Consider the following 13799-nt stretch of genomic DNA (forward strand, 5'->3'; position numbering starts at 1 on the left):
ATGCAGCATGAAAAGTCTCTTGAATTTATGCAGATCGCGATGAAATACCTGCCGGAAGCAAAGGCGGAGCTTGAGAAATCCGGCATAGATCTGTCTATGGAAATGATTCAGCCGTTTATGGACCTGTTTACATCGGTCATGGCGGAAGCGTATGAGCTTGGCAGATCTGATGCCGGGGAGCTGAATAAATAAAGAGAGCCACTTTTCATGAAGTGGCTTTTCACATGATTTTTTTCTTTATAGCGGACACCATCGGCGCGAAGTCTTTAAATACGGGCTTTAATTGATCCAGAGAGTTCATGATGGACCCCAGCTGATTCATCACGTGGTTGTAATCGATCTCTTCTTCGTTTTCAGCCTGAGGCTGCTCCGGGTTTTCTTCCGGTTCTTTATCCCGATCTCTGGAATCGCCGAACATCATTTTGGAGAAAATATCCATAGTGAAGCCTCCTTTCGTCTTCCTTTTATTCTATGAGGAGAAGCGTCCGATAGTTTAGACGAATATATTGCCAACAGAAAAAAAATAGGGTAGAATTAGTACCTGATACTAATAATTGATCATAACTAATTAGTTTTAAATTCATTATAAAAAAGGAGTCTTTCCAATGAAAGCTGGAATTCTTGGCGTCGGCCGTTACATCCCGGAAAAAGTGCTGACAAATCATGATCTTGAACAAATGGTAGATACATCGGACGAGTGGATTCGTACGAGAACAGGTATAGAAGAAAGAAGAATCGCCGCGGAAGATATGTATTCATCCGGCATGGCCGCTGAGGCTGCGCAAAAAGCGCTTGATCAGGCCGGTATTTCTGCTGAGGAGCTTGATATGATCCTCGTGGCGACGGTTACTCCTGACCAGTCCTTCCCTACCGTTTCCTGTATGATACAAGAGAAGCTCGGGGCCAAAAAAGCGTGCGCGATGGATATCAGCGCCGCATGTGCGGGTTTTATGTACGGTATCGTAACCGCCAAACAATTCATTGAATCGCAAACATACAAACATGTCCTCGTGGTCGGCGTGGAAAAGCTCTCAAGCATTACCGACTGGGACGACCGCAATACGGCTGTGCTGTTCGGAGACGGAGCCGGAGCGGCGGTCATCGGACCGGTCAGCGACGACAGAGGCATACTGTCATTTGAGCTCGGAGCAGACGGTACAGGCGGTCAGCACTTGTACTTAGATGAAAAAGGGCATACAATCATGCATGGAAGAGAAGTATTCAAATTCGCCGTCCGGCAAATGGGTGAATCGAGTGTAAATGTCATTGAAAAAGCCGGCCTCTCCAAAGAGGACGTAGACTTTTTGATTCCGCATCAGGCAAACATCCGCATCATGGAAGCGGCACGGGAACGTTTGGAGCTTCCGGTTGAAAAGATGTCTAAAACAGTCCATAAATATGGAAACACATCCGCAGCATCCATTCCGATTTCATTAGTAGAGGAACTGGAAGCAGGCAAAATTAAAGACGGCGACGTCATCGTCATGGTCGGTTTCGGCGGAGGATTGACATGGGGCGCCATAGCAATACGCTGGGGACGATAAAAAAAAGTGAGGTGCACACAAGATGAGTAAAAAAAGAGTAGTCGTTACAGGGCTTGGAGCCCTGTCTCCGCTTGGCAACGACGCCGAAACAAGCTGGAAAAATGCAATCGGCGGCGTATCCGGAATCGGACCGATCACACGTGTGGAATCGGACGAGTATCCGGCGAAAGTAGCTGCTGAACTGAAAGATTTCAATATTGAAAATTACATGGATAAAAAAGAAGCGCGAAAAATGGACCGCTTCACGCAATACGCTGTCGTAGCCGCGAAAATGGCCGTTCAAGATGCCGGTCTGAACATCACAGACGAGATCGCGCCGAGAGTCGGCGTTTGGGTCGGGTCCGGAATCGGCGGTCTTGAAACGCTTGAATCCCAATTCGAAATCTTCCTGACTAAAGGGCCGAGAAGGGTCAGCCCGTTCTTTGTTCCGATGATGATTCCGGATATGGCGACAGGCCAAATCTCAATCGCTCTCGGAGCAAAAGGAGTCAACTCTTGTACGGTGACGGCATGTGCGACGGGAACGAACTCTATCGGTGACGCGTTTAAAGTCATTCAGCGCGGCGATGCCGATGCGATGATTACGGGCGGAACGGAAGCGCCGCTGACAAGAATGTCATTTGCGGGCTTCAGTGCAAACAAAGCCCTTTCTACAAATCCTGATCCGAAAACGGCAAGCCGCCCGTTTGATAAAAACCGTGACGGCTTTGTCATGGGAGAAGGCGCGGGGATCGTCGTGCTTGAAGAGCTTGAGCATGCGCTTGCCCGCGGTGCGAAAATCTACGGGGAAATTGTCGGCTACGGCTCAACGGGTGATGCCTACCACATTACCGCGCCTGCCCAAGATGGGGAAGGCGGTGCGAGAGCGATGCAGGAAGCAATCAAAGATGCGGGCATCAAGCCTGAAGAAATTGATTACATCAACGCTCACGGCACAAGCACATACTACAATGATAAATACGAGACAAAAGCCATTAAGACCGTTTTCGGTGATCATGCGTACAAGCTTGCCGTCAGTTCGACAAAATCAATGACGGGTCATTTGTTAGGCGCTGCCGGAGGAATTGAAGCAATCTTCTCCGTCATGGCCATTAAAGACGGCATTATCCCGCCGACGATTAACATCGAAACACCTGATGAAGAGTGTGATTTAGATTATGTACCGGACAAAGCGCGCGAGCAGGATGTCAACGTCGTTCTCAGCAACTCGCTCGGCTTCGGCGGACATAATGCCACTTTGATCTTTAAAAAATATCAATAATACAGTTTTTGACCGGCTGCCTGAAAAAGGTGGCCGGTTTTTTTGTGCGTGCATATGATAACAACAAGAGGAGGCGAACCGGTATGAGCGTCAAGCAGACATATCAATGGATGGAAAAGGCGGCATCCGTAAATGATCTGGCCCCGCATCTTTTGCCGCTTTTTTCAGGGGCCGATAAGAAAGAGTGGAAGCCGATACTCGGGATGCTGCAAAACCACGGCATGTTCCGCCATCTGAAGGACGGCGTTAGGACCAGTAAACGGCTGAAAGAAAAAGGATGCTACAGCCATATTCAAAAGGAGGAAGCCTATTTAAAGGAGAAGTGGAACGGGCCGGACGTGCCGATCGTAGTTTTGCCCGTCGATGAACGAAACCGGAAAATCCGTCAGGAATTCGGATCAAAATCCGGTCTGGCCTTTCGGGACAAAATGTTCCTCTTTCTATCGTCGGATAGTTCCAATTCAGCTGTATCCGCCCTTATGACACATGAATATAATCACGTCTGCCGGTTAGAACATGTGACAAAGGACGAAAAAGATGAGACATTTCTTGATACAATCATGATGGAGGGGCTGGCAGAATATGCTGTATATGAGCGGTTCGGCTCAAGTCTTACGGCGGAATGGACGTCCTACTATACGCCTGAGCAGCTTGATTTTCTGTTTGAAAAAAGAGTCAAGCCGAACCTCCGCTTAACGAGAGACAGCAGAATGTTTTCCCAGCTGTTATACGGAAAAGGATACTTCCCCTCAATGCTCGGCTATGCCGTCGGATTCAATATAGTAAAAAAATATTTAACCGACCACCAACAAACAGTAAAAGAAGCATTGGCCATTCCTTCAAAAACCTTTCTGGAGGCAACGCTTTAATAGATTAAAAGAATGGAAATTATTTAAGGATATTACATTTATCCTAAAAAATTCTTGCTTTTGTAATAATGATGTAATAATATACAACTATAAAATTTTTCGACTATTCTATATTTTGTGATAGCGAAACGTATGTTTCCCTCTGCTTCAGCGGAATGAGAAAGGGGCGTATCATGAGCACACTATTAGAAGTGAATAATTTAAAGACCTATTTTTTCAGAAAGAAACAGCCGATCCCCGCAGTCGACGGGGTTGATTTTCACATTAACAAAGGCGAAACCGTCGCTCTTGTAGGAGAATCCGGCTCGGGCAAAAGCATCACCTCGCTTTCTATTATGGGACTTGTCCAAGGCTCGGGCGGAAAAATTATGGACGGCTCGATTAAGCTTGAAGGCAGGGACCTGGCCTCCTTCACCGAAAACGAATATTGCAAAATCCGCGGAAATGACGTCTCTATGATCTTTCAGGAGCCCATGACTTCCCTGAATCCGGTGCTGACCATCGGCGAACAAATTACCGAAGTGCTTGAATACCATAAAAAAATGAATAAAAGAGAAGCGTCCAAAAAAGCCGTTGAGCTTCTGGAACTCGTCGGATTCTCCAGAGCGGAACAAGTGATGAAAGAATATCCGCACCGCCTTTCCGGAGGGATGAGACAGAGGGTGATGATCGCCATCGCGCTCAGCTGCAATCCGAAGCTTCTGATCGCTGATGAGCCGACGACGGCGCTTGATGTGACGATACAAGCCCAAGTATTGGAGCTGATGAAAGACCTCTGCAAAAAATTCGATACTTCCATTCTGCTGATCACTCACGATTTAGGTGTGGTTTCCGAAGCCGCCGACAGGGTGATCGTGATGTACTGCGGACAAGTCGTAGAGAGCGCGAGTGTGGAGGACTTATTTTTAAACCCTCTTCATCCGTATACCGAAGGGCTGTTAAACTCCATACCGGTGATAGATGGAGAGATTGATACATTAAAAGCGATCAAAGGCAGTGTCCCGACACCGGATAATCTTCCGGAAGGCTGCCGATTCGCCCCGAGGTGTTCAAAAGCGATGGACAAATGCAAAACAGGGCAGCCGGAGCTGATAACGCATGAAAGCGGCCGTTCTGTAAGATGTTTTTTATATGAGGAAGAGGGTGCCCAATCAAAATGACAGCTGCAGGCCAAGAAACGATTTTAGAGCTGAAAGACGTAAAAAAATATTTCCCGATCCGCTCCGGCTTTTTTCAAAGGAAAGTCGGTGATATAAAGGCTGTTGACGGCGTTTCTTTTTCACTGAAGCGCGGGGAGACGCTCGGCATCGTCGGTGAATCAGGATGCGGCAAATCAACGGCGGGAAGGACGATGATCCGTTTATACAAGCCGACAGACGGCCGGATTCTTTTTAAGGGGCAGGATATTTCCGGCTTATCTGAAGAAAAGCTGAGAAAAAGCGTCCGCAAAAACATCCAGATGGTCTTCCAAGATCCCTTCGCATCCCTTAACCCGAGGAAAACGCTGCGTTCCATTATTAAAGAGCCGTTCCAGACTCACCATATGTACAGCATGAGCGAGCGGAACGAGCGAGTGGAGGAGCTGCTGGCGAAAGTCGGCCTTCATCCGAGCTTTGCAAACCGCTATCCGCACGAATTTTCCGGGGGGCAGCGCCAGCGGATCGGGATTGCGCGGGCTCTGACATTGAATCCCGAGCTGATTATTGCGGATGAACCCGTTTCCGCACTCGATGTCTCCATTCAGGCCCAAGTCATCAATCTGATGGAAGAACTGCAGGAAGAATTCAACCTGACCTATTTGTTTATTTCTCATGATTTGAGTGTTGTCCGCCATATCAGCGACAGAGTCGGCGTCATGTATCTGGGAAAAATGATGGAGCTGACCGATAAACACGAGCTGTACGGCAATCCGCTTCACCCTTATACGCAGGCGCTTTTGTCTTCAGTGCCCGTCACGAGAAAAAAAGACGCCGTCAAGCGGGAACGAATCATCCTGAAAGGAGAACTGCCAAGCCCGGCAAACCCGCCGAAAGGCTGCGTGTTCCACACGCGGTGCCCGATGGCCAAACCGATCTGCAAGGAACAAATCCCGGCATTTGAAGAAGCCGCTCCCGGCCATTACGTCGCCTGCCATTTATATGCCTGAAATGACAAGCATCGAGAGGGGGTATGCCGGATTACATAACCAGTTTGCTGCATATATATCACAAAGGGGGAATTGATATGAAATTACGTAAAAGCGCACTGATGATGCTAAGTGTTTTTATGGCGCTCGCCATCTTCCTGTCAGCCTGCTCCGGCTCAAAATCCACAAGCACCGAATCCAAACCGGCAGGAAAACCGCAAAAAGGCGGAGATTTGGTTGTCGGGTCAATCGGGGAACCCACACTTTTTAACTCTCTGTATTCTACGGATGACGCAAGTACGGATATTGAAAATATGCTGTACAGCTTTTTAACGAAAACGGATGAAAAACTGAATGTGAAATTATCACTCGCTGAAAGCATTAAAGAATTAGACGGCGGCCTTGCATATGATGTGAAAATCAAAAAAGGCGTTAAGTTTCATGACGGAAAAGAACTGACTGCAGATGACGTCGTATTTACGTACAGTGTCCCTTTAAGCAAAGATTACAAGGGAGAACGCGGCTCAACATATGAAATGCTGAAATCCGTAGAGAAAAAAGGCGATTACGAAGTATTGTTCAAGCTGAAATATAAAGACGGTAATTTTTACAATAATGCGTTAGACAGCACAGCCATTCTGCCGAAGCATATTCTCGGTAATGTTCCGATTGCTGATTTAGAAGAAAATGAGTTTAACAGAAAGAAACCGATCGGTTCAGGACCATTTAAGTTTAAAGAATGGAAGCAGGGCCAATATATTAAACTCGAAGCGAATAATGATTATTTTGAAGGAAGACCGTATTTAGATACTGTAACGTATAAAGTCATTCCCGACGCAAATGCTGCCGTTGCCCAGCTGCAGGCAGGCGATATTAATTTCTTTAATGTGCCCGCCACTGACTACAAAACGGCTGAAAAATTTAATAATCTGAAAGTCGTTACTGATTTGGCCTTACAGTATGTGTACATCGGGTGGAATGAAAAAAATGAATTATTCAAGGATAAAAAGGTCCGTCAGGCGCTGACAACCGCTCTTGACCGGGAGTCAATCGTCAGCCAAGTATTGGATGGAGACGGAAAGGTAGCTTACATTCCGGAAAGCCCTTTATCTTGGAACTATCCTAAAGATATAGATGTTCCGAAATTTGCGTACAACGAGAAAAAAGCGAAACAGATGCTTGCAGAAGCCGGCTGGAAAGATACGAACGGTGACGGCATTTTAGATAAAGACGGAAAGAAATTCTCGTTTACGCTTAAAACGAACCAAGGAAACAAAGTCCGTGAAGACATCGCTGTCGTCGTTCAGGAACAGCTGAAAAAAATCGGCATTGAAGTGAAGACCCAAATCGTTGAATGGAGCGCGCTCGTTGAACAAATGAACCCTCCGAATTGGGATTTTGATGCAATGGTCATGGGATGGAGTTTATCCACATTCCCGGATCAATATGACATCTTCCACTCAAGCCAGATTAAAAAGGGCTTAAACTACGTTTGGTATAAAAATGCCGAAGCGGATAAGCTCATGAAAGATGCAAAATCAATCAGTGACAGAAAGCAATATTCCAAAGAATATGAGCAGATTTATCAAAAAATTGCGGAAGATCAGCCGTATACGTTCTTGTATTACCCTAACAACCATATGGCAATGCCGCAAAATCTTGAAGGATACAAATACCATCCGAAACGTGATTTATATAATATCCAAAAATGGTGGCTTGCAAAATAATTTTCCCTTAAAGGGGAGGGAGAGCGTTTTCTCCCTCTTCTGTTTTTAATAAGGAAAGTAAAGGGGGACAAGTATATGGCTGCATATATTATCAGAAGAACCTTAATGTCTATCCCGATTTTATTGGGAATTACAATTTTATCATTTGTTATTATGAAAGCCGCGCCCGGCGATCCGATGACATTAATGATGGACCCGAAAATCAGCCAGGCTGACAGAGAGCAGTTTATTGAAAAATACGGTTTGAATGATCCTCAGTACGTTCAATATTTAAAGTGGCTCGGCAACATGGTACAGGGCGATTTCGGAACGTCAATTGTCAGAAAAGGAACGCCTGTTTCAGAATTGATTATGGCCCGAATGCCCAATACGCTGCTGCTGATGCTCGTTTCAACGATTTTGGCTCTTATGATTTCTATTCCGTTCGGTGTCCTGTCGGCAAAGCGGCCTTATTCAAAGCTCGACTATGGCATTACGTTTACCTCATTTATAGGTCTGGCCATTCCAAACTTTTGGTTTGGATTAATTTTGATTATGATTTTATCAGTAAATCTCGGCTGGTTTCCGACCGGCGGTGTCGAGACGCTGAATGCCGATTTCAATATATTTGACCGGATTCATCATTTAATTCTGCCTGCATTCGTATTAGCTACAGCTGACATGGCCGGACTGACGAGATATACGAGATCCAATATGCTTGATGTATTAAATCAGGATTATATCCGTACAGCGAGAGCGAAAGGGTTCAAGGAGAACCGTGTATTATTTAAACATGGATTGAGAAATGCATTATTACCCGTCATTACAATTTTCGGTTTGATGATTCCTTCGTTTATCGGAGGATCTGTCGTTGTCGAACAAATTTTCACATGGCCGGGGTTAGGAAAGCTGTTTGTTGATTCAGCGTTTCAGCGTGATTATCCCGTCATTATGGCGATGACCGTCATTTCAGCTGTTCTTGTGGTCATTGGCAACCTTGTCGCTGATATTTTATACGCAGTGGTTGATCCGAGAATTGAATATTAAAAGGGGGGACATCGATGGCTGAGCTGAACACATCTCCGTCACCGGAGATCGGGCTGAAAGAAAATATTGCTGAAAAACCGGAAACCATGACAAAAATCTTTTGGGAAAAGTTTTCGAAAAATAAACTGGCGGTTGCAGGTGCTGTTATTCTGTTCGTGATTATTATGTCAGCGATTTTTGCGCCGGTGATTGCTCCTTATTCTCAAGAGCAGCAAAGCCTGCTTGATAAATTTAAAGCGCCGGGTCTTGAACATTTGATGGGGACGGATAAATTCGGGCGTGACATCTTCAGCCGGATTCTGTACGGCGCGCGAATCTCTTTACTAGTCGGATTTGCCTCTGTTGTCGGCTCTATTTTTATCGGGACGATTTTAGGAGCGGTAGCGGGCTATTTTAAAGGTTTCGCAGATGCTGTTATTATGCGGTTAGTGGATATTGTTCTTTCCATTCCTGATATTTTCTTATTGATTACGCTTGTTACAATCTTTAAGCCAGGCGTGGACAAATTAATTTTAATTTTCTGCCTGACAGGCTGGACGACAACCGCGCGTTTGGTCAGGGGGGAATTTTTATCCTTGCGATCAAGAGAATATGTGTTAGCCGCTAAAACAATCGGAACAAAAACACATAAAATTATTTTTTCACATATCCTGCCCAATGCGCTGGGACCGATTATTGTGTCAGCCACTTTAAAAGTTGGATCGGTTATTCTGGCCGAATCGGCGCTAAGTTATCTCGGTTTCGGGATTCAGCCGCCGATCGCAAGCTGGGGCAATATGCTTCAGGATGCACAGAACTTTACGATTATGATTCAGGCTTGGTGGTACCCGTTATTTCCGGGACTGTTCATTCTTCTTACCGTATTGTGCTTCAACTTTGTCGGAGACGGGCTGCGTGATGCGCTTGATCCGAAAAATGTGAAATGATCTCCCGGACGGAACGGGAGATTTTTTTGTTGCAATGCAGTCGGAAATCCAGCTCCGTATTGCGGAAATCTCATATTGAAATGGAATAATTTATCTATCCCTTGCCTATACTGTGGACAACAGTTTTTATAAAGTGAGGGGTCGAATATGTTATTTCTTCATGATGTATGGGTCAATTGGTTTGAAGGGGAAGAAAACGGCTACAATGTATGCCATTTTCACGAATGGCGGAAGGAAGACACGGTTGAGCTTTTGGATCAGACACCGCTGCTCAGAGTGCCGTCGGTATTATTTCATTACATAGAAAACGACTTATCAGAGCTTCCGAAAGAACTGCTTGACCAAGTCCACCAAAAGTCATACGTGCGAAAAAATCATGAGCGGACAAAGCTGGAGTACTGTTTTGTCGTGACAGACGGGATCGGCATCATTGCCGTGGATACGATCGGGTATACCATTCCGGTCAGAAAGAGCCGCCTGATTCCGAGACAGGAGCAGCTTGTTTATGAAATGGTAAAGGATGTAGAACCGGAATCGTTTCAATTTGAGCCGGCGCAATTGGAGTCTTCAAAGGAATATCACATTTTGTCATTGGCGCCGGAGCATGTCAGAGGGCTGACGAGAAAAGAGCGGCAGATCAAGCAGCTGATGTTTATGGCGCTCGACCAGCTGAAAGGGCTGAAAAACCGTGCGGAAATTGTGTATTGGTACACGGAATGGAATCCGCATATGTATGAGCAGATCAAACGGATGAGCTTTGAAGAGATCTGGGACATGCTTTACAATGAAACAATTGAAGGCTGGTCAGATAAACATCTTGCGTTCTGTGAAAATTTGATTAAAGGGCAGCCGTTTTTCGAAAAGCTTTGGGAAATGGAGCAGGAATCAAAAGTGAACTAAAAAAGAGGCGGGGATTCTCCCGCCTCTTTTCTTTATCTTCTTTTCCGTCCGAGACCCATGGCATTTTCCATTTTTTTCACCATTTTGCCGGCCGTTTTGTTTGCGCGCGCCGCTCCTTCGTCGAGAATGCGGTCAAGCTCGTCGCTCTCAATTAATTCACGGTAGCGTTCTTGGATCGGTGTCAATGCGCCGATAACGACTTCGGCTAAATCGCTTTTGAATTCACCGTACCCTTTGCCTTCATATTTAGCCTCTAAATCTTCAATTGATGTGTTTCCTAAAATAGAATAGATCGTCAAAAGATTAGAAACGCCCGGTTTGTTTTCTTTATCATACTTTACAATGCCTTCAGAATCAGTCACGGCGCTCTTGATTTTCTTTTCGAGCTGCTTCGGCTCATCAAGCAGCGTGATGTATGCCTTTTGGTTCGGATCTGATTTGCTCATTTTTTTGAGCGGATCAGCCAGTGACATGATGCGCGCGCCTGATTCAGGAATTTTCACCTCAGGAATCGTGAAGATGTCATTATATTTTTTATTGAAGCGTTCCGCCAGGTTGCGGGTCAGTTCAAGGTGCTGTTTTTGGTCTTCTCCGACCGGAACAAGATCCGTTCCGTACAGTAAAATATCGCCGGCCATCAGCGGCGGATAGGTTAACAGTCCTGACACGACGGCTTCTTTGCCCTTTGACTTATCTTTGAATTGCGTCATCCGCTCAAGCTCGCCGATATATGCGACGCATTGGAGCATCCACCCCGCCTGGGCATGAGCGGGAACCTCCGACTGGATAAAGAGGGTCGCTTTCTCAGGATCAAGTCCGACGGCCACGTAAAGGGCCGCGAGATTGCGAATGTTCTTCCGCAGTTCAAGCCGATCCTGCGGAACCGTAATCGCATGCTGATCGACAATGCAGAAGTAGCCGTTGTAGTCATGCTGCAAATCGACAAATTGCTTCATTGCGCCGATATAGTTGCCGAGGGTAACGGAACCGCTCGGCTGAATGCCTGAAAAAATCGTTTTCTTCATATTTCTTACCTCATTTCTTAAAACATAATAAAAAAAGCCCATTCTTCCCGTAGAAAAAAGGGACGAATGAACCGTGGTGCCACCCTGATTATTCCATTACAATGGAATCGCTCGAGACGTTGGTAACGGAGGCTGCTCCGGCTGGGCCTACTAACGTTCGGTCAGCTGCTCAGAAGTCCATTCCACATCGCCCGTTATCTGCTCCCAGCACCGCAGACTCTCTTCAAACGGATGAAAATGTGTACTACTCTTCATCATCGCAATCACAACAAATGTATTTGATTGATCTATTATAAATCAATTATAGCCAAATGTCATCAGAGGAATACAAGATTATTTCCAGTTTGCTAAAGGGCTGGAAATCCTCAAAAAGAACTGAAAATGCTTAAATGATAACGTATATCAACATTTCGTATAACGAATATTATATGTAAAAAGCAATATGAACTGGAAATTGCAATAAAAAAATTTAGTTAGGTCATGCTTTAAACTATAGAAGTGTATCACCTTTTTGACAGAAAAACTGACCAAATTTAAATATTTTAAATTGAGAAAATAGTATTGTAATAAATTATTCATTTCATTATAATGAACTTGTTCACTCTATTGTTACAGCTTCTTTACATAAAATAATCAGAAAAGACGGAACACAATTAAAGTTTAGAAAAATATTAAGTTATTTTGTCTGATATTTCTGAGTATTTAGTAGTAAAGGCTGAAAAATTTGATTAGGGGGTTAGTGCATGAAAAAGCGTTGGTCTATTGTAGGTTTGATGCTTATCTTCTCGCTTGTATTAAGTGCGTGCGGCGGATTCAGCGGCGGATCAGGCGGCGGTAAAAAAGACACCAAAGGACAGACTTCACTTAATATCAATATTAAAACCGAGCCGTTCTCACTGCATCCGGGTTTAGCGAATGATTCCGTGTCAGGAGGCGTAATCCGACAGACTTTTGAAGGATTGACACGCGTAAACTCCAAAGGTGAGCCTGAAGAAGGAATGGCATCTAAAATTGAAACAAGCAAAGACGGAAAGACCTATACATTTACGATTCGTGACGGTGCGAAATGGTCTAACGGCGACCCTGTGACGGCGCAGGATTTTGAATATGCGTGGAAATGGGCGCTTGACCCGAACAACGAATCACAATACGCTTATCAGCTCTACTACATCAAAGGCGCTGAAGCTGCCAATACAGGAAAAGGCAAGATTGATGATGTAGGCGTAAAAGCCGTAAATGACAAAACATTAAAGGTTGAACTGAATAACCCGACACCTTATTTCACGCAATTAACTTCATTCTATACGTATATGCCGGTCAACAAGAAAATTGCTGAAAAACATAAAAACTGGAACACAAACGCGGGCGAAAATTATGTGTCAAACGGCCCGTTCAAAATGACGGCCTGGAAACACAGCGGTTCCATCACGCTCGAAAAGAACGATCAATATTGGGATAAAGACGCTGTGAAATTGAAGAAAATCAACATGGTGATGATTAACAATAACAACACCGAACTGAAAAAATTCCAGGCCGGTGAGCTTGACTGGGCAGGGATGCCGCTCGGCCAGCTTCCGACTGAATCATTGCCGACATTGAAAAAAGACGGATCTCTTCACGTTGAACCGATCGCAGGCGTGTATTGGTACAAATTCAACACAGAAGCGAAACCGCTGAACAATGTCAACATCCGTAAAGCCCTTGCTTATGCGATCGACCGCTCGTCCATCGTGAAAAATGTAACGCAGGGCGAACAAATCCCGGCCATGGCTGCGGTGCCGCCGTCAATGAAGGGATTCAAGGATAACACAAAAGGTTATTTCAAAGACAATGACGTCAAATCAGCTAAAGAATTCTTAAATAAAGGACTGAAGGAATTAGGCGTCAAGAATGCCTCTGACCTTCCGGCGATCAAACTGTCCTACAATACGGATGACGCGCATGCGAAAATCGCGCAGGCCGTACAGGAAATGTGGAAAAAGAACTTAGGCGTCAAAGTTGAGCTTGATAACTCCGAATGGAATGTTTACATCGACAAGCTGCACAGCCAGAACTACCAAATCGGGCGTATGGGCTGGCTCGGCGATTTCAACGATCCGATCAACTTCCTTGAATTGTTCCGTGATAAAGAAGGCGGAAACAATGATACCGGATGGGAAGATCCTGAGTTTAAAAAGCTGCTGAACCAATCTCAGCTTGAAACGGATCCGGATAAACGTATCGAAGAGCTGAAAAAAGCAGAAAAGATCTTTATTGACGCAATGCCGGTCGCGCCAGTTTATTTCTATACGGATCCTTGGGTGCAGGATAAAAACCTCAAAAATGTAATCTTGACCGGAACAGGCGAAGTTTACTTCAGAAACGCTTCTTTTGAATAAAAGACGGTTCTGAAAACA

Annotated in this window: 13 protein-coding genes and 1 other annotated feature; of the genes, 11 read left to right on the plus strand and 2 right to left on the minus strand. The window is 45.2% G+C overall.

The window, feature by feature from the left end:
* Positions 1-192 (plus strand): ComZ family protein, encoded by a 192-nt coding sequence (locus K3G25_RS01245; RefSeq protein WP_003155061.1) that lies wholly within the window; start codon positions 1-3, stop codon positions 190-192.
* Between the two features lie 28 nt (positions 193-220).
* Here the strand turns inward: K3G25_RS01245 and K3G25_RS01250 are convergent, their stop codons facing one another.
* Entirely contained in the window at positions 221-439 is a 219-nt protein-coding gene (locus tag K3G25_RS01250; protein ID WP_007409123.1) for a hypothetical protein, read from the minus strand.
* Positions 440-605: 166 nt separating this feature from the next.
* Here K3G25_RS01250 and K3G25_RS01255 point away from each other — a divergent pair, with 166 nt between their 5' ends.
* The 9 genes from K3G25_RS01255 (at position 606) to K3G25_RS01295 (ending at position 10378) form a co-directional block, all read left to right on the plus strand.
* Positions 606-1544, plus strand: coding sequence for a beta-ketoacyl-ACP synthase III (locus K3G25_RS01255; RefSeq protein WP_007409122.1), 939 nt, complete (start codon positions 606-608; stop codon positions 1542-1544).
* Between the two features lie 22 nt (positions 1545-1566).
* Entirely contained in the window at positions 1567-2805 is a 1239-nt protein-coding gene (fabF, locus tag K3G25_RS01260) for a beta-ketoacyl-ACP synthase II (RefSeq protein ID WP_025649581.1), read from the plus strand.
* Positions 2806-2888: 83 nt separating this feature from the next.
* Positions 2889-3674, plus strand: a complete 786-nt coding sequence (locus K3G25_RS01265; RefSeq protein ID WP_017417447.1) for a DUF2268 domain-containing putative Zn-dependent protease — start codon at positions 2889-2891, stop codon at positions 3672-3674.
* A gap of 173 nt (positions 3675-3847) precedes the next feature.
* Entirely contained in the window at positions 3848-4834 is a 987-nt protein-coding gene (locus tag K3G25_RS01270) for an ABC transporter ATP-binding protein (protein WP_025284553.1), read from the plus strand.
* On the plus strand, positions 4831-5820 hold the full coding sequence (locus K3G25_RS01275) for an ABC transporter ATP-binding protein (protein ID WP_007610590.1): 990 nt from the start codon (positions 4831-4833) through the stop codon (positions 5818-5820). The genes K3G25_RS01270 and K3G25_RS01275 overlap by 4 nt, the downstream gene beginning before the upstream one ends.
* A gap of 77 nt (positions 5821-5897) precedes the next feature.
* Positions 5898-7526 (plus strand): peptide-binding protein, encoded by a 1629-nt coding sequence (locus tag K3G25_RS01280; protein ID WP_095060848.1) that lies wholly within the window; start codon positions 5898-5900, stop codon positions 7524-7526.
* Positions 7527-7601: 75 nt separating this feature from the next.
* On the plus strand, positions 7602-8552 hold the full coding sequence (gene appB / locus K3G25_RS01285; RefSeq protein WP_007610596.1) for an oligopeptide ABC transporter permease AppB: 951 nt from the start codon (positions 7602-7604) through the stop codon (positions 8550-8552).
* A 14-nt stretch (positions 8553-8566) separates the two neighbouring features.
* Positions 8567-9478, plus strand: coding sequence for an oligopeptide ABC transporter permease (gene opp4C / locus K3G25_RS01290; protein ID WP_072177127.1), 912 nt, complete (start codon positions 8567-8569; stop codon positions 9476-9478).
* Between the two features lie 147 nt (positions 9479-9625).
* Complete coding sequence (locus tag K3G25_RS01295; RefSeq protein WP_007409116.1) at positions 9626-10378, plus strand: YjbA family protein; 753 nt, start codon at positions 9626-9628, stop codon at positions 10376-10378.
* A 32-nt stretch (positions 10379-10410) separates the two neighbouring features.
* Here the strand turns inward: K3G25_RS01295 and trpS are convergent, their stop codons facing one another.
* On the minus strand, positions 10411-11403 hold the full coding sequence (gene trpS, locus K3G25_RS01300; protein WP_014417415.1) for a tryptophan--tRNA ligase: 993 nt from the start codon (positions 11401-11403) through the stop codon (positions 10411-10413).
* A 55-nt stretch (positions 11404-11458) separates the two neighbouring features.
* Positions 11459-11670: a binding site (T-box leader), on the minus strand.
* A gap of 476 nt (positions 11671-12146) precedes the next feature.
* Here trpS and K3G25_RS01305 point away from each other — a divergent pair.
* Positions 12147-13781, plus strand: coding sequence for a peptide ABC transporter substrate-binding protein (locus K3G25_RS01305; RefSeq protein WP_014417416.1), 1635 nt, complete (start codon positions 12147-12149; stop codon positions 13779-13781).
* Positions 13782-13799: the final 18 nt, after the last annotated feature.

The sequence above is a fragment of the Bacillus sp. FCW2 genome (genome assembly GCF_021228595.1).
Classification (GTDB): domain Bacteria; phylum Bacillota; class Bacilli; order Bacillales; family Bacillaceae; genus Bacillus; species Bacillus velezensis.